Annotated in this window: 18 protein-coding genes; 7 read left to right on the forward strand and 11 right to left on the reverse strand. The window is 65.8% G+C overall.

Annotation, left to right across the window (positions count from 1 at the left end; all coding sequences use genetic code 11):
* Nucleotides 1-216 precede the first annotated feature (216 nt).
* Both tssH and KHN96_RS22800 read left to right on the forward strand, forming a co-directional pair.
* Nucleotides 217-2,922 (forward strand): type VI secretion system ATPase TssH, encoded by a 2,706-nt coding sequence (gene tssH, locus KHN96_RS10830; protein ID WP_115043880.1) that lies wholly within the window; start codon nt 217-219, stop codon nt 2,920-2,922.
* Nucleotides 2,923-2,969: 47 nt separating this feature from the next.
* On the forward strand, nt 2,970-4,085 hold the full coding sequence (locus KHN96_RS22800) for an OmpA family protein (RefSeq protein ID WP_244855864.1): 1,116 nt from the start codon (nt 2,970-2,972) through the stop codon (nt 4,083-4,085).
* A gap of 693 nt (nt 4,086-4,778) precedes the next feature.
* On the opposite strand, the gene rng is transcribed toward KHN96_RS22800, so the two are convergent.
* The 8 genes from rng to KHN96_RS10880 all read right to left on the reverse strand — a co-directional run bounded on the left by rng (nt 4,779) and on the right by KHN96_RS10880 (nt 12,053).
* Nucleotides 4,779-6,248, reverse strand: a complete 1,470-nt coding sequence (rng, locus tag KHN96_RS10845; protein WP_045787308.1) for a ribonuclease G — start codon at nt 6,246-6,248, stop codon at nt 4,779-4,781.
* Between the two features lie 124 nt (nt 6,249-6,372).
* A complete protein-coding gene (locus KHN96_RS10850; protein WP_062738326.1) occupies nt 6,373-6,996 on the reverse strand; it encodes a Maf family protein in 624 nt (207 codons plus the stop codon).
* The gene (gene rlmH / locus KHN96_RS10855; protein ID WP_062738327.1) at nt 6,993-7,463 is read right to left on the reverse strand and encodes a 23S rRNA (pseudouridine(1915)-N(3))-methyltransferase RlmH; all 471 of its coding nucleotides are present in this window, start codon (nt 7,461-7,463) and stop codon (nt 6,993-6,995) included. Before rlmH ends, KHN96_RS10850 begins: the two co-directional genes overlap by 4 nt.
* Nucleotides 7,464-7,484: 21 nt before the next feature.
* Nucleotides 7,485-8,123, reverse strand: coding sequence for a ribosome silencing factor (rsfS, locus tag KHN96_RS10860; RefSeq protein ID WP_062738328.1), 639 nt, complete (start codon nt 8,121-8,123; stop codon nt 7,485-7,487).
* A gap of 72 nt (nt 8,124-8,195) precedes the next feature.
* The gene (locus tag KHN96_RS10865; RefSeq protein WP_062738329.1) at nt 8,196-8,906 is read right to left on the reverse strand and encodes a nicotinate-nucleotide adenylyltransferase; all 711 of its coding nucleotides are present in this window, start codon (nt 8,904-8,906) and stop codon (nt 8,196-8,198) included.
* The gene (gene hemF / locus KHN96_RS10870) at nt 8,903-9,811 is read right to left on the reverse strand and encodes an oxygen-dependent coproporphyrinogen oxidase (protein ID WP_062738330.1); all 909 of its coding nucleotides are present in this window, start codon (nt 9,809-9,811) and stop codon (nt 8,903-8,905) included. Before hemF ends, KHN96_RS10865 begins: the two co-directional genes overlap by 4 nt.
* 153 nt (nt 9,812-9,964) lie before the next feature.
* Nucleotides 9,965-11,233, reverse strand: coding sequence for a phosphoribosylamine--glycine ligase (purD, locus tag KHN96_RS10875; RefSeq protein ID WP_045787302.1), 1,269 nt, complete (start codon nt 11,231-11,233; stop codon nt 9,965-9,967).
* Between the two features lie 94 nt (nt 11,234-11,327).
* Nucleotides 11,328-12,053, reverse strand: coding sequence for a YebC/PmpR family DNA-binding transcriptional regulator (locus KHN96_RS10880; RefSeq protein WP_062738331.1), 726 nt, complete (start codon nt 12,051-12,053; stop codon nt 11,328-11,330).
* Between the two features lie 172 nt (nt 12,054-12,225).
* On the opposite strand from KHN96_RS10880, the gene KHN96_RS10885 reads away from it, so the two are divergent.
* Nucleotides 12,226-13,797, forward strand: coding sequence for a helicase HerA-like C-terminal domain-containing protein (locus KHN96_RS10885; protein WP_062738332.1), 1,572 nt, complete (start codon nt 12,226-12,228; stop codon nt 13,795-13,797).
* Nucleotides 13,798-13,867: 70 nt separating this feature from the next.
* On the opposite strand, the gene upp is transcribed toward KHN96_RS10885, so the two are convergent.
* Both upp and KHN96_RS10895 read right to left on the reverse strand, forming a co-directional pair.
* Complete coding sequence (upp, locus tag KHN96_RS10890; protein WP_062738333.1) at nt 13,868-14,518, reverse strand: uracil phosphoribosyltransferase; 651 nt, start codon at nt 14,516-14,518, stop codon at nt 13,868-13,870.
* A gap of 73 nt (nt 14,519-14,591) precedes the next feature.
* Complete coding sequence (locus KHN96_RS10895) at nt 14,592-16,070, reverse strand: NCS1 family nucleobase:cation symporter-1 (protein WP_062738388.1); 1,479 nt, start codon at nt 16,068-16,070, stop codon at nt 14,592-14,594.
* Between the two features lie 173 nt (nt 16,071-16,243).
* Here KHN96_RS10895 and KHN96_RS10900 point away from each other — a divergent pair, with 173 nt between their 5' ends.
* Genes KHN96_RS10900 through KHN96_RS10915 form a run of 4 tightly spaced genes read left to right on the forward strand, consistent with a single transcriptional unit; the run spans nt 16,244 to nt 19,418 of the window.
* On the forward strand, nt 16,244-17,182 hold the full coding sequence (locus KHN96_RS10900; protein WP_062738334.1) for a DMT family transporter: 939 nt from the start codon (nt 16,244-16,246) through the stop codon (nt 17,180-17,182).
* A 22-nt stretch (nt 17,183-17,204) separates the two neighbouring features.
* Nucleotides 17,205-17,996 carry an SDR family oxidoreductase gene (locus KHN96_RS10905; RefSeq protein WP_062738335.1) on the forward strand — a complete coding sequence of 264 codons (792 nt, stop codon included), beginning with the start codon at nt 17,205-17,207 and terminating at the stop codon, nt 17,994-17,996.
* Nucleotides 17,997-18,006: 10 nt separating this feature from the next.
* Entirely contained in the window at nt 18,007-18,441 is a 435-nt protein-coding gene (locus KHN96_RS10910) for a methylglyoxal synthase (RefSeq protein ID WP_062738336.1), read from the forward strand.
* Nucleotides 18,438-19,418 (forward strand): quinone oxidoreductase family protein, encoded by a 981-nt coding sequence (locus KHN96_RS10915; RefSeq protein WP_062738337.1) that lies wholly within the window; start codon nt 18,438-18,440, stop codon nt 19,416-19,418. Before KHN96_RS10910 ends, KHN96_RS10915 begins: the two co-directional genes overlap by 4 nt.
* Before the next feature lie 9 nt (nt 19,419-19,427).
* Here the strand turns inward: KHN96_RS10915 and KHN96_RS10920 are convergent, their stop codons facing one another.
* Nucleotides 19,428-19,724 (reverse strand): YkvA family protein, encoded by a 297-nt coding sequence (locus tag KHN96_RS10920; protein ID WP_009241129.1) that lies wholly within the window; start codon nt 19,722-19,724, stop codon nt 19,428-19,430.
* Nucleotides 19,725-19,840: the final 116 nt, after the last annotated feature.

Genomic DNA, 19,840 nt, shown 5'->3' on the forward strand with positions numbered 1-19,840 from the left:
GAATGCGGGGTTTTTGATAGGAACTTTCCTAGTGTTTTCCGCTGGCGCCGATCATGGCTATTCGGGATTTGTGGCGAACCATTGATGGTAAATTGTTGTGCCAATTTTTAGAGTATCCATTCGGTTGCTTTGTTTTCATTGTGTCCAATAACCTAAATAAAGGAAGTGATTCATTCCGCTGCACTGCGATGCAGTCGGACTTACCAAGAAAAACGCATGGACATTTCACGCCAGGCCTTGTTTGGTCGGTTGAATCCGACGCTTTTCAAGGCGATTGAGAGCGGTACGGCCTTTTGCAAGCTGCGCGGCAACCCGTATGTGGAACTGGTGCACTGGCTGCATCAGTTGCTTCAGGCGCCGGACGGCGACCTCCAGCGCGTGCTGCGTCACGCCGGCGCAGATATGCAGGTACTGGAAGCCGACCTGACCCGCGCGTTGTCAGCCCTGCCTGCCGGCGCCACGTCCATCAGTGACTTCTCCTTCCAGATTGAATCCGCAGTCGAGCGCGCTTGGGTCTACGCCACCTGGGCGTTTGCCGATGACCGCGTGCGTGGCGCCTATTTGCTGACCGCGCTGCTCAAGACCCCGGAGCTTCGCCGCACGATGCTCGGCATCTCCACGGAGTTTGCCAAGGTGCGCGCGGACGAGTTGGTGGACAGCATTCCCGCCCTCATTGCGCAGTCCCCCGAAAGTACCGAAGCCGCCTACGATGACAGCGGCCTGGCGCCCGCCATCCCGGGCGAGGCCAGCAGCGCCATGGCATCCGGTACTTCGGGCGAGAGCGCCCTGGCCCAGTACTGCCGAGACCTGACGGAAGATGCACGCGCCGGCCGCCTGGACCCTGTCATCGGCCGCGAGCACGAGATCCGTACCATGACGGACATCCTGCTGCGCCGCCGTCAGAACAATCCACTGATCACAGGCGAAGCCGGTGTCGGCAAGACCGCCGTGGTCGAGGGCCTGGCGCAAGCCATCGCTTCCGGCGAAGTCCCACCGAGCCTCGCCGATGTGCGCCTGCTGAGTCTGGATGTCGGCGCACTGCTGGCCGGTGCCAGCATGAAGGGCGAGTTCGAGGCCCGCCTCAAAGGCGTACTGGAAGAAGCCGCCAAATCTCCCAAGCCAATCATCCTGTTTGTGGACGAAGTCCACACGCTCGTTGGTGCGGGCGGTCAAGCTGGCACGGGCGACGCGGCCAACCTGCTCAAGCCGGCGCTCGCACGCGGTGCGCTGCGCACGATCGGCGCCACGACGTGGAGCGAGTACAAGTGCCATATTGAGAAAGACCCCGCCCTCACGCGTCGCTTTCAGGTTCTGCAAGTCATGGAGCCGCAGGAAGCCAGCGCCGTGACCATGGTGCGCGGCCTGGTGGAGACCTTCGAGACGCACCACGGTGTGCTGATCCGCGATGAAGCCGTGCGCGCCGTCGTCAAGCTCTCGCACCGCTACATCACCTCGCGCCAGTTGCCGGACAAGGCCATCAGTCTGCTCGACACCGCCTGCGCGCGCGTGGCCCTCTCACTGCACGCGCCACCCGCTGCCGTTGAACTGCAACGCCAACGCCTGGCTGCCGTCGAGGCCGAGGCCGTACTGCTGGCCAAGGAAGCCGCCTTCGGCAGACAGGACAACCGCCGCGTCGCAGACGTGGAGAACACGGTTCGCGAGATCAAGGCGGAACTCGCCCAAGCCGAAGCACGCTGGCAGCAGGAAGCCGCGCTCGCAACCGGCGTGCTTGCGCAACGTCGCGCCGTTGTCGAGTCGTCGGAAGCGGCCGCGGAGGCGTCAGCGCGCACAGCGCTGCTGGCGTTGGAATCGGAACTGGCATCCGCTCAAGGCGAAACACCGCTTCTGTATACCGAAGTGGACGAAGCCGTTGTTGCCGCCGTCGTGGCAGATTGGACGGGCATCCCTGTCACCCGCATGGTGGCCGACGAGGTCGTGACCGTGATGACGCTCCCGCAAACGCTGGGTGCTCGCGTCATCGGCCAGGACCATGCCTTGGTTCAGCTGTGTGAACGCATTCAGACCGCCCGCGCGCAATTGACCGATCCGAACAAGCCAGTGGGCGTGTTCTTGCTGGTTGGCCCCTCCGGTGTCGGCAAGACCGAGACTGCGCTGGCACTGGCCGACGCGCTCTACGGTGGCGAGCAGAACCTCATCACAATCAACCTCTCCGAATTCCAGGAGTCGCACACCGTCTCCACGCTCAAGGGTGCGCCACCGGGCTACGTCGGCTATGGCGAGGGCGGTGTGCTGACGGAAGCCGTGCGCCGCCGCCCCTACAGCGTCGTGCTGCTCGATGAGGTCGAGAAAGCCCACCCTGACGTGCACGAAGTCTTCTACCAGGTCTTTGACAAGGGCTACATGGAAGACGGGGAGGGGCGCCACATCGATTTCAAGAACACCATTCTGCTGCTCACCAGCAATGCGGGTTCCGACCTGATCACCAGCCTGTGCGACGACCCGACACTGATGCCCGAGCCGGCCGCGCTGCGTGATGCGCTCACACCGGAGTTGCGCAAGGTCTTCCCGGCCGCCTTCCTGGGTCGATTGGTGGTCGTGCCGTACCTGCCGCTCGCAGCAGAGAACCTCGGTCGCATCGTGCGGTTGCACCTCAATCGCGTGGTCACGCGCATGCGCGAGCAGCACGATATTGCGCTCACCTATGACGAAGCGGTAGTCAAGCACATCGTCGAGCGCTGCCCAGTGGGCGAGACCGGCGCCCGCCAGCTCATCAGCTTTATCGAGCAAGCCATCCAGCCGCAACTCGCAAAGCTTTGGTTGGGTGCGCTGGCTGAAAAGCGCCAACTGCTGGCCATCGACATCCGCTTGGCCGACGGCGACAGCGTCGAACTGGCCTGCCACCCCGAATACCTTCCCGGCCTCACCACCATGCCGGCGATTCCCGCAGCCGAACCGGCCTGAGGCCGTGCGGCACCTCAACCCTTCCATGTAACCCACTGGGGAGATTCATGCTCGCCTTGGTGGCATTCGGGCTGTTTGGTTGGTTCAAATACCAGCTGATGTTTCAAGCGCACGACGTTGAGCAAGAAATTTTGGCCGTCGGAGAGATCACGCCCCCTGAGCCTCCAAAAGCATTGCGCTTGGCGGAACTGCTCAGGAGTGAAATTGCCCGGGGTGTGGTCCGAGTGGATGAAGACGCAACGCGCAGCGACGTGATCTTCCGCGGTGACGACATGTTCGGCGGCGGCCGGGCCGAGGTCAGCCAGAAGATCCTCCCGCTATTGGACAAGGTGGCCGCCGAGATCAGCAAGGTGAACGGCAAAGTCACCGTGATCGGCCATAGCGACAATGTGCCCATCAAGACCGCCAGGTTGCCGTTGCCGAAGATCGCGCTCCCCGCGCGGCAGAAGCCTGTATCGGCCACCTCAAGCATTCCCCCCATCATCGAAGAGCGTCACGCACCACACCAGCCTGGGCCGGCCGTCAGACCTCCGCTCGAAGTGCTGCTCGTGCGAGAAACATTTCCGCGACGGTCTTGGCTGGCCCTCGTCGTAGTAGCCGCAGTGATCGTGACTGCGATCGTACTTGGCCTGACCTTCATGCTGTACCGTCAGCACCAAGCCAGCAGGGCCCTTGCTGCGCAGGTGGAGTCGCTGTCCGCGCAGTTGGCCAAGCAGCGCGAATCGCTGGCGGATCGCATTGCGCGCGCATTGGCTCCCGAAGCCGGGGCAGCCCCGGTCGGCATCAGCACAAAAGACGATCGCATCTATCTCGCCTTCAGTAGCGACGAAGGTTTCGCCTCTGGAAGAGCCGACCTCATGCCGATGCTCGCGCGCCAGCTCGACCGGCTCGCCACCGTGCTTGCAGACACACGGGGCAAGGTGATCGTTCTCGGGCACACTGACGACGCCCCTGGCCCGCGTGATCGCATGGAGTCAAACCTGGCGCTGTCAACCTTGCGCGCCACGGCGGTCGCGCGGCATTTGCAGGAGCGACGGATCGCATCGGACCGCTTGTCGATCATTGGTCGTGGCGCTAAAGATCCGGTTGGAGACAACCGCACCGCCGCGGGCAGGGCGTTGAACCGGCGCGTGGAGATTGTTCTTGAAAACGAACCAATGTGATACCTCGCTGTTGCCAGGGCCGTACGAACGTCGGTGCATGCGTGGCGTAGATTACCTGTTGCGCATCGGTCCAAGCCGCGCCATGGGGGCGCGGGTCAAGCTCGATTTGCTAGCGGGGCATCCCGTCCCACATACGGGGTCGAGCTGCTGACTTGGCCGCGCGCCTGGCGCAAAGAGAGGGACGGGGGTCTCCTGTCTGCGACCCGATGGCTGTCTAGTCCGGGTGGGCAAAACGGAAAACTACAGGCGCTATGAAGCGGGCTGAGGGCAGCAATGCCTGCCAGGGGCCGCCGGTTCCCGTTCGATCGAGGCCGCGCGGCTTCCCGACCTCGCCACGGAACTCCTGCTGGCCGCAAGCGACGGGGCGCCATTCCGCTTACTCGTGGACGGCCAGATGGATGCTAGAACTTCCGATGACAAGGTCGTTGCGTGAACTGTGGGCCGAGTTGAACGCACTCGAGAAAGAAATCGGTCGCGTCCGCTTCCAGGAAGTCAGCGCGGAGGCGATCGGGGTCGGACAGATATGGATCTTTCGAGTTGCCCATTGCTGCATGTTAGCCAAGTATGTGGCTACACGTCTTAGCTGCGATGCGGTGGGGTGGCAATGGATGTCGTTGGAGTGGGCTTGCTGTAGAACCTTGATCTAATTCGGTTCTATCTATTCGTGTTGAGTGACGTTGGAGCGTGCTGGACTTACATCAGAATAATGTCGTACTGCTCCTGACTGGCCGCCGACGATTCCACCTGCAGCGAGATCGGCTTGCCGATGAAGTCTCCCAGCATCGCGAGGTGCTGGCTTTCCTCTTCCAGGAAGAGGTCGATCACGGACTGCGAAGCCAGGATGCGGAATTCCCGCGGATTGAACTGCCGCGACTCGCGCATGATCTCGCGCAGGATGTCGTAGCACACCGTGCGCGGCGTCTTGACCTGCCCCTTGCCGTGGCACACCGGGCACTGCTCGCACAGCACATGCGCGAGCGATTCCCGCGTACGTTTGCGTGTCATCTCGACCAGCCCCAACTGCGAGAAGTTGTTGACCGTGATGCGCGTCCGATCGCGCGCCAAGGCCTTGCGCAGTTCGGCAAGTACAGCCTCGCGGTGCTCGGCCGACTCCATGTCGATGAAGTCGATGATGATGATGCCGCCGAGGTTGCGCAGCCGCAGCTGCCGCGCGATGGTGTGCGCGGCTTCCAGGTTGGTCTTGAAGATCGTGTCGTCGAAATTGCGCGCGCCCACGTAGCCGCCGGTGTTGACGTCGATGGTCGTCATCGCTTCGGTCTGGTCGATCATCAGATAACCGCCTGATTTCAGATCGACCCGCCTCGACAGCGCGCGCTCGATTTCCGCTTCGATGTTGTAGAGATCAAAGATCGGGCGCTCGCCCGTGTAGTGCGTCAGGCGTTCGACCACGGCCGGCGTGTATTCCTGCGCAAACTCGATCAGCTTCTGGTGGTTCTCGCGCGAATCGACCTGGATGCTGCGCGTCTCGTCAGTCACGAAATCGCGCAGCACGCGCTGGGCGAGGTTCAAGTCCTGATAGAGGATCGACGGCGCGGGCAGGGTGGTCGCGTTGTGGCGGATCGTCGCCCAGATCTTGCGCAGGTACGCCACATCGTTGGCGAGTTCTTCGTCGGTGGCTTCCTCGGCGATGGTGCGCACGATGAAGCCGCCGCGCTCGTCCGCCGGCACCATCGCGGTCACGCGGGCGCGCAGCGCTTCACGTTCGGCCTCGTTGCCGATCTTCTGCGAGATGCCGATGTGCGGATCCTGCGGCAGATACACGAGCGTGCGGCCCGCGATGCTGACCTGGGTGGACAGCCGCGCGCCCTTGGTGCCGATCGGGTCCTTGATCACCTGCACCATCAGGGCCTGGCCCTCGAAGAGCGTCTTTTCGATGGCCACCTGCGGCGTCGGCGGGGCGTCCTTGGCGTCCCGCGGGTGCCAGATGTCGGCCACATGCAGGAACGCCGCGCGCTCCAGCCCGATATCGATGAACGCCGACTGCATGCCGGGCAGCACGCGCACCACCTTGCCCAGGTAGATGTTACCGACGAGGCCGCGCGTGAGCGTGCGCTCGATGTGGAGCTCCTGAACGGCGGCTTGCTGGACGATGGCCACGCGCGTTTCTTGCGGCGTGATATTGACGAGGATGTCTTCGGACATGGGATACCTGGAGAGCGGGTTTCAGCACCCGCCTCTGGGCCGGGCCGGGCTGCCCGAAGCGTGTCTTGAAACCAGCTTCCGCACGCTGTCCGCAGCGTGGGTCCGCGGCCGGCCAGAGGGCGGGTTACAGCGTGATGCCTGCTTGCGCGAGCAGTGCGGCGGTCTCGAACAAGGGTAGGCCCATGATACCCGAATAGCTTCCCGAAATATGGGAGACAAACGCTGCGGCGCGCCCCTGGATGCCGTAGGCGCCGGCCTTGCCGAAGGGTTCTCCGCTGGCGATGTAGCGGGCGATGTCGTTGTCCGTCAGCACCGCAAAGCGCACGTCGGAAATGGACAATGCGTGCATGGGCGTGCCGTCGGTCCTGACGACGGTGACGGCCGTCAGCACGCGGTGTGCGCGCCCCGACATGCCGCGCAGCATGCGGTGCGCATCGGCGGCATCGGCCGGTTTGCCGAGAATCTCCCCATCCAGGCACACCGTGGTGTCGGACGTGAGGATCGGCAGCGCGGGGAGGTGGCGTGCGGCGCGTCGGCGCACGGCGGCTTGCGCTTTCAACGCGCAAACACGCTGGACATAGTCGTCGGGCGTCTCACCGGGGAGGACGGCCTCCAGCGCTTCGGCGTCTTCGTCACCATCGGGCAGCAGCAACGCGAAGCGCGCGCCGATCTGGCGCAGCAGCTCCTGCCGGCGCGGGCTTTGCGAGGCGAGATAGAGGTGCGGCGCGCCCGGAGCGTCCAAGGTCATACGCGGTGGTACGGGTGGTTCTGCGTGATGCTCCACGCGCGGTAGAGCTGCTCGGCCAGCAGCACGCGCACCATGCCGTGCGGCAGGGTCAGGCTGGAGAGTCGCATCAGCATGCGCGCCTTGGCCTTGAGCACCGGGTCCAGCCCGTCGGCCCCTCCGATCACGAAGGCCACGTCGCCGCCTTCCTGCTGCCATCCGGTGAGCGATTCAGCCAGCGCGACGGTGGTGAGATCCTTGCCTCGCTCGTCCAGCGCGATCATGCGGCAGCCCTTTGGCAGCGCGGCCTCGATGCGCGCAGCCTCGAGCTGCATGACGGTGGCGGCGGTGCGGCTGCCCGAGCGCTGCTCGGGCTTGATCTCGCGCAGTTCGATGCGCAGTTCGGGCGGCATGCGCTTGGCATATTCCGAGAAGCCGTCCTCGATCCAGGACGGCATCTTGTGCCCGACTGCGATGATCAGCAACTGCATGGCGGAAGGCCCGGCGCGGGATTATGATGCGCGCTTGGCCGGAGCGCGCTTGGCTGCCGTCTTGGTTGCCGTTTTTGCGACGGTCTTGGTAGCGGTCTTCGTGGCGGACTTGGCGGTGCCGGCTGCGCGCTTGGTGGCGGGCTTCTTGGCGGTCGTCTTCGCAGGCGCCTTCTTGGCGGGTGCCGCGCCCTTGGTCGGGCGTTCGCCGGCGAGCTTCGGCTTGGTGGTGCGGCGCTTGGCCGGCGTGACCTCTTCGGCCTCGTCTTCCTCGTCGTCGTAGCCCTCGCTGGCCTTGGGCAGGCCGCGCTTGCCCGTGCCACCAAGTTCGATGCGCACCGGCTTGTCACCCCAGATCTCTTCGAGGTTGTAGTACTGGCGCAGTTGCGGCTGCATGATGTGGACCACGGCGTCGCCGCAGTCGACCAGCACCCACTCGCCCACGTCTTCGCCTTCCACGGCGATGATGTGGCCGCCGGCTTCCTTGACGGCGTCACGCACGGAGGCGGCGAGGGCCTTGGTCTGGCGGTTCGACGTGCCGCTGGCGATGACCGTGCGGTCGAACAGTTCGGTCAGGTGCGTCGTATTGAAGACCTTGATGTCTTGCGCCTTGACGTCTTCGAGCGCGTCGACGATCACGCGTTGTAGTTTGCGAATATCCATGCTGATTGAGAAGAACGTTTAAGGGCGAGAAAAGGTCAGGGAAAAGGTGCGTGAAAGCGGTCAATCACGCGGTCAAGCATTGACCGTGCCGTCGGCACGGCGGTACAGCGAATGCGATTGGATCAGGTCGGCCACCCCGGCGGGCAGGTCGGCGTCGCAGCGTTCGCCCGCGGCGAGCCGCTGGCGCAGGCGCGTGGATGACAGATCGACGGCCAGGGTCTGGTCGATCCACATGTGCCCGGCGGGTGCGCATTGTATCAATGCCGCATCGGCCCGGCGTGCGTCGAGTTCGCGTTGCACCGGCGCGTGCAGCGCCTGCAGGTCAAAACCGGGCCGTGTGGCCACGCACAGGTGCACGTATTCGAACAGGTCCTGCCAGCCGTGCCAGGTGTCCAGGCCGACGAGCTGGTCGGCGCCCATCAGCCACGCCATGGAGGTGCCGGGGCCGTAGACGCGGCGCAATTCGCGCACGGTATCGATCGTGTAGCTGGGGCCATGGCGGTCGACTTCCATGCTGCTCGCATGGATCTTGGCGCGCCCGCCGCGCACCGCCCTGGCGGCCAACTCGGTCATGGCCAGGCGCAGCGGAGCGGGCGTGATGTCGGCGGCTTTCTGCCACGACACGCCGGTCGGAATCCACAGCAGTTCATCGAGATCAAGCCGCGCGATGCACAGCTCGGCCAGGGCGATGTGGCCGACATGTGGCGGATCGAACGTGCCGCCCAGCAGGCCGAGACGATAAGGACGCCCAAGCGCCGGGCGGGGGAAGGCGGGAAGCGTCATACCCAGTCGCGCGCCGGCAGGAAATCGGTGTAGAGCGCGGCTTCGGGCGAGCCCGGCTCCGGCTGCCAGTCGTAGCGCCAGTTGGCCACGGGCGGCATCGACATCAGGATCGATTCGGTCCGTCCGCCGCTTTGCAGGCCGAACAGCGTGCCACGGTCGAACACGAGGTTGAATTCGACGTAGCGGCCGCGGCGATAGGCCTGGAATGCCCGCTCGCGCTCGCCGTAAGGCGTGGCGCGGCGTTGCTCGGCGATGGGGAGCCAGGCGGGCAGGAAGGCATCGCCCACGGAGCGCATCATCTCGAAGCTGCGCTCGAAACCGAGTTCGGCAAAGTCATCGAAGAAAATGCCGCCGATGCCGCGTGCTTCCTTGCGGTGCTTCAGATAGAAGTAGTCGTCGCACCAGCGCTTGAAGCGCGGATAGAGGTCCTCGCCAAACGGGGTGAGGGCGCTCTGGCACGTGCGGTGGAAGTGGGTGGCGTCTTCCTTGAAGCCGTAATAGGGCGTCAGGTCCATGCCGCCCCCGAACCACCAGACGGGTTCCGCATCGGGTCGCTTGGCGACGAAGCAGCGCACGTTCATGTGCACGGTCGGCACGTATGGGTTGCGCGGGTGGAAAACCAGCGACACGCCCATCGCCTCGAAACCGCGTCCGGCCAGCTCAGGCCGGTTTGCGGTGGCGGACGGCGGCAGCGTGTCGCCCATCACGTGCGAGAAGCCGACGCCGCCGCGCTCGAGCAGCGCCCCGCCTTCCAGGATGCGGGTGCGGCCGTTGCCGCGCAGGCGCTCGGTGGGCGGCTTCTCCCACGCGTCGGTGGCGAACGTGCCGCCGTCGAGCGTGCTTGCGGCGGTGGTGATGCGGTCCTGCAGGTCCAGCAGGTAGTCGCGGACGGCTTGGGTATCCATCAGTCGGGAAAGGGGCCGCCCGGGCGGCCAAGTCATGCGGGTGTCACCATTGTAGCGGGCGGGCCGCTGACGGCTGGGTGGGGATCACCCGAGGTGACGGAAGCCGCGCCCGGGGTGCGAGGCGCGGCATCGGGTGACGATTGCGTGGCGGGCTCAGTGGCGAATGGCGCGATGCCCGATGTCGGTGCGGTACTGGGCGCCGTCGAAGCGGATCTGCTCGACCACGCTGTAGGCGGCACGCTGCGCTGCCTTGACGGAGTCGGCCAGCCCGACCACGCACAGCACGCGGCCGCCGCTCGTGGTCAATTCGCCGTCCTTGAGCGTGGTGCCGGCGTGGAACGTGACGCTGTCCTCGGTTTCCTTCGGGATGCCGGTGATGACGTCGCCCTTGCGCGGGGCGTCGGGGTAGCCGTGGGCGGCCATGACCACGCCCAGCGCGGTGCGGCGGTCCCAGTCGAGTTCCATGCCGTCGAGCTTGCCGTCGATGGCGCGGTCGAGGACGTCGAACAGGTCGGTCTTCATGCGCGCCATGATGGGCTGCGTTTCCGGGTCGCCCATGCGGCAGTTGAACTCGAGCGTCTTCGGGTTGCCGTCGGCGTCGATCATCAGGCCGGCGTAGAGGAAACCGGTGTACGGGATGCCGTCCTTCTCCATGCCGCGGATGGTCGGCAGGATGATCTCGCGCAGCGCACGGGCGTGCAGCGTCGGCGTAACGACTGGCGCGGGAGAGTAGGCCCCCATGCCGCCCGTATTGGGGCCGGCATCGCCGTCGAGCAGGCGCTTGTGGTCCTGGCTCGTGGCCAGCGCCACCACGTTCTTGCCGTCGCACACGACGATGAAGCTCGCCTCTTCGCCGGCGAGGAATTCTTCGATCACCACGCGAGCACCGGCGTCGCCCAGGCGGTTGTCGGCCAGCATCATGTCGATGGCGCCGTGCGCTTCTTCAGCGGTCATGGCCACGACCACGCCCTTGCCCGCAGCCAGGCCGTCGGCCTTGATGACGATGGGGGCGCCTTCCTGGTCGACGTAGGCATGTGCCTGCGCGGCATCGCTAAAGGTCTGGTACTTGGCGGTCGGAATACCGTGGCGCTGCATGAACGCCTTGGCGAAATCCTTCGACGATTCGAGCTGCGCCGCCGCCTTCGTCGGGCCGAAGATGCGCAGGCCCTTGGCGCGGAAGAGGTCGACGATACCGGCGGCCAGCGGCGCCTCTGGGCCCACCACCGTGAAGTGGATGCCTTCGCGCTCGGCAAAGGCGGCCAGCACTTCCGGGTCCGTGATCGGCAGGTTCTGCAGGCGTTTGTCGAGCGCCGTGCCGCCGTTGCCCGGCGCCACGTACACCACCTGCACCTTGGGCGAGCGTGCCAGCTTCCATGCCAGGGCGTGCTCCCGTCCGCCCGAACCGACGACCATCACTTTCATGCTGTACCTACCTGAGATTGCAAATCCGATTCGAAATCTGAAAAACAAAAACGGCGATCGTGAGGTCGATCGCCGTTATGCGCGCGTCCGGGGCTTATTCCCCGATGACCGCGTTGGTGAAGACTTCCTGCACGTCGTCCAGGTTTTCCAGGGCGTCGAGCAGCTTCTGCATCTTGACCGCGTCGTCGCCGCTGAACTCGACTTCGGTCTGAGGCTTCATGATGACCTCGGCCAGTTCGGCCTTGAAGCCGGCGGCTTCGAGCGCGGTCTTGACCTTGCCGAAATCGTTTGGCGGGCAGATGACCTCGAGCGAGCCGTCTTCATTCGTGACGACGTCGTCGGCGCCCGCTTCGAGCGCGGCGTCCATCAGCTTGTCTTCGGGCGTGCCCGGGGCAAAGATGAACTGGCCGACGTGGTCGAACAGGAACGCCACCGAGCCCTGCGTGCCCATGTTGCCGCCGTGCTTGTCGAACGCGTGGCGGACTTCGGCCACGGTGCGCGTGCGGTTGTCGGTCATGCAGTCGACGATGACGGCGGCGCCGTTGATGCCGTAGCCTTCGTAGCGGATTTCTTCGTAGTTCGCGCCTTCCAGGCCCCCCACGCCGCGCTGAATGGCGCGCTGGATGTTGTCCTTGGGCATGTTGGCGTCGGTGGCTTTGTCCATGGCCAGGCGCAGGCGGGGGTTGGAGTCGGCATCGCCTCCGCCCAGGCGGGCCGCCACGGTGATTTCCTTGATCAGGCGTGTCCAAACTTTGCCGCGCTTGGCGTCGGCAGCGGCTTTTTTATGCTTGATATTGGCCCATTTGGAATGACCGGCCATGAAACTCTCCGAGCGGAATGCAGTGGAATCTGGCGCGCAGATGGCGGTCCGACGCCACCTGCACGCTCTATAATCGGTCGCGGATTTTAGCATGCTGAACCCGACCGCCGCGCCGTCCGTCCGGTCTGGCACGCGGGTGCGCCACCCTCCGATTGATCCACGTCTGAACGCCATGACCGATCCCATTCTGATTGCCAAGAACGCCAAGACCGAACTGGTGCTGCTGCCCCAGCTTGCCAACCGGCATGGCCTGATCACCGGCGCCACCGGCACCGGCAAGACGGTGACGCTGCAAACCATCGCGCAGGGCCTGTCGAACATCGGCGTGCCCGTGTTTATGGCCGACGTCAAAGGTGATCTGACCGGCATTTCCCAGCCCGGCCAGTCGAACGACAAGCTCAAGGCGCGCCTGCAGGAGCGGGGCCTGGACGAGCCCCAATGGGCCGCCTGCCCCGTCACGCTGTGGGACGTGTATGGTGAGCGCGGCCACCCCGTGCGCGCCACGGTGTCGGACATGGGCCCGCTGATGCTGTCGCGCATGCTCGAGCTCAACGACATCCAGACGGGCGTGCTCAACCTCGTCTTCAGGATCGCAGACGATTCGGGCCTTGCGCTGCTCGACCTGAAAGACCTGCGCGCGATGCTCCAGCACGTCGGCGAGCACGCGTCGGACTACACGAACCAGTACGGCAATATCTCGTCGGCGAGCATCGGCGCCATCCAGCGCAACCTGATCGCGCTGGAAGAGCAGGGCGCCGACCGGTTCTTCGGCGAGCCGATGCTCGACATCAACGACCTGATGCAGACCATCGGCGGCAAGGGCGTGGTCAACATCCTGGCGGCGGACAAGCTGCTCAACGCGCCGCGGCTGTACGCCACGTTCCTGCTGTGGATGCTTTCCGAGCTGTTCGAGCATCTGCCCGAAGTCGGCGACCTCGACAAGCCGAAGCTCGCCTTCTTCTTTGACGAGGCGCATCTGCTGTTCAACGATGCGCCGCCGTCGCTGCTGCAGAAGGTCGAGCAGGTCGTGCGGCTGATCCGCTCGAAGGGCGTGGGCGTGTACTTTGTCACGCAGAATCCGGCCGATGTGCCGGACACGGTGCTCGGCCAGCTGGGCAACCGCGTGCAGCACGCGCTGCGCGCCTTCACGCCGCGCGACCAGAAGGCCGTCAAGGCCGCGGCCACCACGATGCGCGCGAACCCGGAGTTCAGCATCGAACAGGCGATCAGCGAGTTGGCTGTGGGCGAGGCGCTGATCTCGCTGCTCGACGAGGGCGGGCGCCCCGAGGTGACGCAGCGCGCGTTTGTCGTGCCGCCCGCATCGCGCATCGGGCCGATTTCGGACGACGAGCGCAAGGCGCTGCTCGCGAACTCGCTGGTGGCCGGCCGCTATGACACCGCCATCGACCGCGAATCCGCCTACGAAAAGCTCAAGGGCCGCGTGGCGCCGGACGGCAAAGGGGCGGTCGCCCCCGCGCCGGGCACGATTGGCACGGACTTCGGCGCCTCGGCAGGTTCGGCGCCCGAGCCCGCCCCCGCGCCGACGGCGCCTGCCCAGGAAGGCGGCGGCTGGCTCGGCGAAGTCGGTTCGATCCTCACCAAGGGCACCGGCCGCAGCGGGCGTGGCGATTCAATTGTCGAAACGCTGGCCAAGTCGACCATGCGCACGATCGGCTCGACGGTCGGGCGCGAGATCGTGCGCGGCGTGCTGGGCAGCATCCTGGGCGGATCGAAAAAGCGCTGAGCGTTTGCCGCGCCCAGAAGCAAACAGCCGGCAATGCCGGCTGTCTTCGTTTGCGCAGAACCTGTCGCGATCAGTTCTTCGTGCCGAACAGGCGGTCGCCCGCGTCGCCCAGGCCCGGGATGATGTACGCGTTGCCGTCCAGGTGCGAATCGAGCGAGGCCACGAAGAGCTTCACGCCCGGGTGCGCCTTCTGGAAGACCTCCACTCCTTCGGGGGCGGCCACGAGGGCGAGGAACAGGATGTTCTCATCCGGCACGCCACGCTTCTTCATCACGTCGATGGCGTGCGCGGCCGAGTAGCCCGTCGCGACCATCGGATCGCAGAGGATGAACGTGCGCTCTTCCAGGTCGGGCAGCCGCACGAGGTACTCCACCGGACGATGCTGCTCATCGCGGTACACACCGATGTGGCCGACCCGCGCGGACGGAATCAGTTCCAGCAGCCCGTCGCTCATGCCCACGCCCGCGCGCAGCACCGGCACCACGGCCAGCTTGCGGCCGGCGATGACGGGCGCGTCCATCGGGCCCATCGGCGTGTCGATGTGGCGCGTGGTGAGCGGCAGGTTGCGTGTGATCTCGTAGCCCATCAGCAGCGTGATCTCGCGCAGCAGCTCGCGGAACGTGCGCGTGGACGTGTCCTTGTCGCGCATGTGCGTGAGCTTGTGCTGGATCAGCGGATGATCGAGGATGAACAGGTTCGGGAAGCGCGGGTCTTGTTTCATGGCAAGGCGGGAAGACGGGAATGCGGTGATGGGGCGCATTGTACGGCGGGCCCCACCCGGAGAGTCGAACGGTTTATCGGCGGCCGCGCATGAGGATGACGTACACCACGGCGGAGATCGCCAGCCCCACGAACCACGCATACGTGTACAGCGCCTCGAAGACGGCCGGCACGCTGGGAACGAACCCGGCCTGCTTGAAGAAGCCCGGCAGGTTCGGCAGCACGCCGATGACCAGCGCTGCAATCGCGCGGCCGTTCCAGCCGTTGCCGTAGCCATAGGGGCCGTCCAGGCGGAACAGCTCGCCGGTCTTGAGCACCGTACGGCGCACCAGGAAGTAGTCGACCATCATGATGCCGGCCACCGGGCCCAGCAGCGCGCCGTAACCAACCAGCCACGTGAAGATGTAGCCCTTGGTCGTCTCCAGGATCTTCCACGGCATCATCGCCAGGCCGATGCCCGCGGTGATGTAGCCGCCGATGCGGAACGAGATGCGATGCGGCGCCAGGTTCGAGAAGTCATATGCCGGCGAGACCACGTTGGCGGCGATGTTCGTCATCAGCGTGGCGGTGATCAAGGCCAGCAGTGCGACGATGACGGACGGGCCCGTCATCTTGCCGGCCAGCGTGACCGGATCCCAGATGGCCTGGCCGTAGATGACCACGGTGGACGAGGTGACCAGCACCGCCACCAGCGCCAGCAGCCCCATTGGCCCCGGCAGGCCGATGGCCTGCCCGACGAGCTGGTCGCGCTGGCTGCGCGCGAAGCGGGTGAAGTCGGGGATGTTCAGCGCCAGCGTGGCCCAGTAGCCGACCATGGCGGTCAGCGAAGGCCAGAAGAAGCCCCAGAACTCGCCCGCGCGCTTGCCGCCGTCGGCAAAGGCCGATGGCGCCGACAGCATCGGCCCGAAGCCGCCCGCATTCGTGTACGCCCACCACACCAGCCCCAGCGCAGCCAGGATCAGCAGCGGCGTGGCCAGCGCCTGGAAACGCTTGATCGATTCGAGCCCACGGGTGATCAGCCAGATGTGCAGGCCCCAGAACAGCAGGAAGCAGAACCCTTGGCCCGGGTTGATGCCCAGCCCCGGGATGTTGCCGCCCACCAGCATGTTGTCGGTGATGACGTTCAGGATGGTGTAGATGGCCTGGCTGCCCAGCCACGTCTGGATGCCGAACCAGCCGCACGCCACGATCGCGCGCAGGATGGCCGGCAACTGCGCGCCGCGCACGCCAAACGACGCACGCACCAGCACTGGGAAGGGGATGCCGTACTTGGTGCCCGCGTGTCCCACCAGCACCATCGGCACCAGCACGATCAGGTTGCCGAGGAACACCGTCAGCACCGCCTGCCACCAGTTCATCCCCTCGCTCATCAGGCCGGAGGCGAGCATGTAGGCGGGCACCGACACCACCATCGATACCCACAGGGCGGCGTAGTTGGCGGCCGTCCAGGTGCGGGCGGCCGGCGGGGTGGGGTTGAGGTCTTCGTTCCAGAGCGTCGGATCCGGCGCCCCGCTGGCGCCGCCGGAGTGGGCGGGGGAGGTGGTTTGGCTCATGTCGATGTGGAATCCGTTGTCGTTGTGATAGTCCGGAATGCAGGCGCGATTGTACGGCGGTCCTGGGCGCGCCCAAGCGAACGCCGTGCCACGGAGGCTGCACCCGGCCCGGAACGATTTGCTGAATTCAAATACAATCGACGCGCTCGCCAACCCGCCCCGCGCTCCCCGCTGTGACCACCGCGTCCTCTGCGTCTTCCACCTCCACGCGCACCACCGACACCGGCGGCCTGCTGCTTGCCTCCGTGGGCGCCGTGCTGTTCTCGGCCAAGGCCATCGTCGCCAAGCTGATGTACCGGTATCAGGTGGATGCCGTCATGGTGATCACCCTGCGCATGCTGCTGGCCGCGCCGCTGTTCATGGCGATGGGCTGGTGGCAATCGCGGCGGGCTGCGCCCCTGGCCCCGGCCGACCGCTGGCGCATCGTCGGCCTGGGGCTGATCGGCTACTACCTCTCGAGCTTCCTCGACTTCCTGGGCCTGCAATACATCACGGCCGGGCTGGAGCGGCTGATCCTGTTCCTGACGCCGTCGTTCGTGCTGCTGATCACGGCGACGGTGTTCAAGCGGCGCATTACCGGCTTGCAGTGGGCCTCCTTGGCGCTCGCCTACGCGGGCATCGTGCTGGTGTTCGCGCACGATCTCGATCTGGGCGGCGGCCACGTGTGGCTCGGCGGCGGCCTGGTGCTCGCCAGCGCCATCAGCTATGGCGTCTACCTGCTGGCAAGCGGCGAGCTCGTCAAGCGCGTCGGCTCGATGCGGCTCGTGGCCTATGCGATGTGCGTCTCGACGGTGGCGTGCATCGTCCAGTTTCTGGTGCTGCGGCCGGTGCATGCGCTGGTGCTGCCGTGGCAGGTGTATGGGCTGTCGGCCATCAATTCGGTGTTCTGCACCGTGGCGCCGGTCACGCTCACGATGATGGCCGTGGCGCGCGTCGGTGCGCCGGTGGCCTCGCAGGCGGGCATGATCGGGCCGGTGTCCACGCTGCTGCTGGGCTGGTGGCTGCTGGGCGAGCCGATCACGTTGTGGCAGATCGCCGGCAGTGGGTTGGTACTCGCGGGCATGGCGCTGCTGTCCCGCCGCGGTGGTCAATCCGGCGGTCCGCCGAAATAAACGTCAAGAGGAGTCAGGCAGGATGGATCTGGGCTTGAAAGGCAAGCGCGCGCTGGTGTGCGGCGCGAGCAAGGGATTGGGCTTCGCCTGCGCCGATGCGCTGGCAGCGGAAGGCGTGGACGTGGTGATCGTCGCGCGTGGCGCCGAGGCATTGCAGGCTGCGGCGGACCGCATTCGCAGCGCACATGGCGTGCGTGTGGAGGCCGTGGCCACCGACATCACCACGCCGGAAGGCCGCGCCGAGGCGCTGCTCGCGTGCGAGCGCCTGGGCGGCTCACCTGACATCCTCATCAACAACGCGGGCGGACCGCCGCCGGGCAACTTCCGTGACTGGGACCGCGAGGCGTGGATCGCCGCACTGAATGCCAACATGCTCACGCCCATCGAGCTCATCAAGGCGACCGTCGACAAGATGATCGAGCGCCGCTGGGGCCGCATCGTCAACATCACCAGCGGTGCGGTGAAGGCGCCGATCGACGTGCTGGGCCTGTCCAACGGTGCGCGCTCCGGCCTGACCGGCTTTGTGGCGGGGCTGGCGCGCGAGGTCGCCAAGCACGGCGTGACCGTCAACAACCTGCTGCCGGGCCAGTTCGAGACCGACCGCCTGGCCAAGACGCTGGAAGCCGGCGCCAAGGCGGCGGGCATCAGCGCCGAAGAAAACTACGAGCGCAAGCGCCAGGGCAACCCGGCGCGGCGCTTTGGCCAGCCGGCCGAATTTGGCGCCGTGTGCGCCTTCCTGTGCAGCGAGCACGCCGGCTACCTGAACGCGCAGAACATCCTGCTGGATGGCGGCGCATACCCTGGCACCTTCTGAGCCAACCACGATGACGACCCTGACGCCCGAGAGCGCCCCCCCGAAACGCCGCCGCATCGCCCTGATCGCGCACGACCACAAGAAAGACGACATGGTGGCGTTCGCGCAGACGCATCAGGCCTTTCTCTCGCAATGCGATCTGCTGGCTACGGGCACCACCGGCGGCCGGCTGGAGAAGGAGGTCGGCCTGACCGTGCAGCGCATGCTGTCCGGCCCGTGGGGCGGCGACCTCCAGATCGGCGCGCAGCTTGCTGAAGGCCGTGTCGACGCGGTGATCTTCCTGCGCGACCCGATGACGCCGCAGCCGCATGAACCCGACATCAACGCGCTCGTGCGCGCGTGCGACGTGCACAACATTCCCTGCGCCACCAACCTGGCGACCGCCGACCTGGTGATGTCCGCCCTGCAGGTGGTGCAGCCCGACCCGAAGGAGATCCACGCATGACACAAGCGAAAGCCATCCGCATCTTCGAGACCGGCGGTCCGGAAGTGATGCAGTACGTCGATGTCGACGTGCCTGCACCCGGCCCCGGCGAGGCCACCATCAAGCAGCACGCCATCGGTCTGAACTACATCGACGTCTATTTCCGCACCGGGCTGTATCCGCAGCCGCTGCCGGGCGGTATCGGCATGGAAGCCTCCGGGGTGGTCGAAGCGGTCGGTGAGGGCGTGACGCACGTCAAGCCCGGCGACCGCGTGGCCTATGCCGGCCGCCCCACCGGCGCCTACGCTGCGGTGCGCACGATGCCTGCCGACATTCTTGTGCGGCTGCCGGATGCGATCGACTTTGAAACCGGCGCCGCGATGATGCTGCAGGGCATGACCGCGCAATACCTGCTTCGTGACAGCTACCGCGTTCAGCCGGGCGATACGGTGCTGTTTCATGCAGCCGCAGGCGGCGTGGGCCTGATCGCATGCCAGTGGCTGAAGGCCCTTGGCGCCACGGTGATCGGCACCGTCGGCAGCGATGCCAAGGCCGAACTTGCCCGCGCGCACGGCTGCGATCACACCATCGTCTATACGCGTGAGAACTTCACCGAGCGTGTGCGTGAGATCACGAGCGGCAAGGGGGTGCCGGTGGTCTACGACGGGATCGGCAAGGACACGTTTGCCGGCTCGCTGGATTGCCTGGCGCCGCGCGGCATGATGGTGACCTACGGCAACGCGTCGGGCCCCGTGCCGCCGGTTGACCTGAGCGTGCTGAGCGCGAAGGGCTCGCTCAAGATCACGCGCCCGACGCTGATGACCTACACGGCGCGGCGCGAGCTGCTGGAACCGATGGCGGCTGAGTTGTTTGATGTGGTGAGCAGCGGCAAGGTGAAGATCGAGATTCACCAGCGCTACGAACTGCAGAACGCGGCGCAGGCGCACCGCGATCTGGAAGCTCGCAAGACGACCGGTTCGACGATCCTCTTGCCGTAAGTTGAGACGTTACCGCCCGGAGGGCTTCACCCGCCGGGCGGCGGCAAAGCGCGCATCCTCGCGCACGCGGTCGGGCAGGCCGCGCAGCAGCATGTGCAGCGCGAACGGCACCAGCACGATGTCGTCCACCCAGCCGATTACCGGGATGACATCCGGGATCAGGTCGACCGGCGATACCACATACCCCACCAGCAGCAGCGCAGCCGGCGCGAGCCACCACGGCTTGTCGGGATGGCGCAGCGCAAACCACAGCAGGCGCACGTCGTTGCGCACCACGCTCCACAGGCGGAAAAGTCGTCCGAACATCGTGGGCTCCTTGATGAAAAGTCGGCGTCACATGAGGGCGTTTGGCCGGCAAACCATCGTATCAGCTTGGGGACATGGCCGGGCTTTCAAGGTGGGGCCCCATCGTCCATGAAAAA

It is taken from the genome of Ralstonia mannitolilytica, from assembly GCF_905397375.1.
Taxonomy (GTDB): Bacteria; Pseudomonadota; Gammaproteobacteria; order Burkholderiales; family Burkholderiaceae; genus Ralstonia; species Ralstonia mannitolilytica.

Bases quoted from the DNA above. Each gene is read 5' to 3' on its own strand.
- tssH (WP_115043880.1), top strand. From the start codon at position 217: ATGGACATTTCACGCCAGGCCTTGTTTGGTCGGTTGAATCCGACGCTT.
- KHN96_RS22800 (WP_244855864.1), top strand. From the start codon at position 2,970: ATGCTCGCCTTGGTGGCATTCGGGCTGTTTGGTTGGTTCAAATACCAG.
- rng (WP_045787308.1), bottom strand. From the start codon at position 6,248: ATGTCCGAAGACATCCTCGTCAATATCACGCCGCAAGAAACGCGCGTG.
- KHN96_RS10850 (WP_062738326.1), bottom strand. From the start codon at position 6,996: ATGACCTTGGACGCTCCGGGCGCGCCGCACCTCTATCTCGCCTCGCAA.
- rlmH (WP_062738327.1), bottom strand. From the start codon at position 7,463: ATGCAGTTGCTGATCATCGCAGTCGGGCACAAGATGCCGTCCTGGATC.
- rsfS (WP_062738328.1), bottom strand. From the start codon at position 8,123: ATGGATATTCGCAAACTACAACGCGTGATCGTCGACGCGCTCGAAGAC.
- KHN96_RS10865 (WP_062738329.1), bottom strand. From the start codon at position 8,906: ATGACGCTTCCCGCCTTCCCCCGCCCGGCGCTTGGGCGTCCTTATCGT.
- hemF (WP_062738330.1), bottom strand. From the start codon at position 9,811: ATGGATACCCAAGCCGTCCGCGACTACCTGCTGGACCTGCAGGACCGC.
- purD (WP_045787302.1), bottom strand. From the start codon at position 11,233: ATGAAAGTGATGGTCGTCGGTTCGGGCGGACGGGAGCACGCCCTGGCA.
- KHN96_RS10880 (WP_062738331.1), bottom strand. From the start codon at position 12,053: ATGGCCGGTCATTCCAAATGGGCCAATATCAAGCATAAAAAAGCCGCT.
- KHN96_RS10885 (WP_062738332.1), top strand. From the start codon at position 12,226: ATGACCGATCCCATTCTGATTGCCAAGAACGCCAAGACCGAACTGGTG.
- upp (WP_062738333.1), bottom strand. From the start codon at position 14,518: ATGAAACAAGACCCGCGCTTCCCGAACCTGTTCATCCTCGATCATCCG.
- KHN96_RS10895 (WP_062738388.1), bottom strand. From the start codon at position 16,070: ATGAGCCAAACCACCTCCCCCGCCCACTCCGGCGGCGCCAGCGGGGCG.
- KHN96_RS10905 (WP_062738335.1), top strand. From the start codon at position 17,205: ATGGATCTGGGCTTGAAAGGCAAGCGCGCGCTGGTGTGCGGCGCGAGC.
- KHN96_RS10910 (WP_062738336.1), top strand. From the start codon at position 18,007: ATGACGACCCTGACGCCCGAGAGCGCCCCCCCGAAACGCCGCCGCATC.
- KHN96_RS10915 (WP_062738337.1), top strand. From the start codon at position 18,438: ATGACACAAGCGAAAGCCATCCGCATCTTCGAGACCGGCGGTCCGGAA.
- KHN96_RS10920 (WP_009241129.1), bottom strand. From the start codon at position 19,724: ATGTTCGGACGACTTTTCCGCCTGTGGAGCGTGGTGCGCAACGACGTG.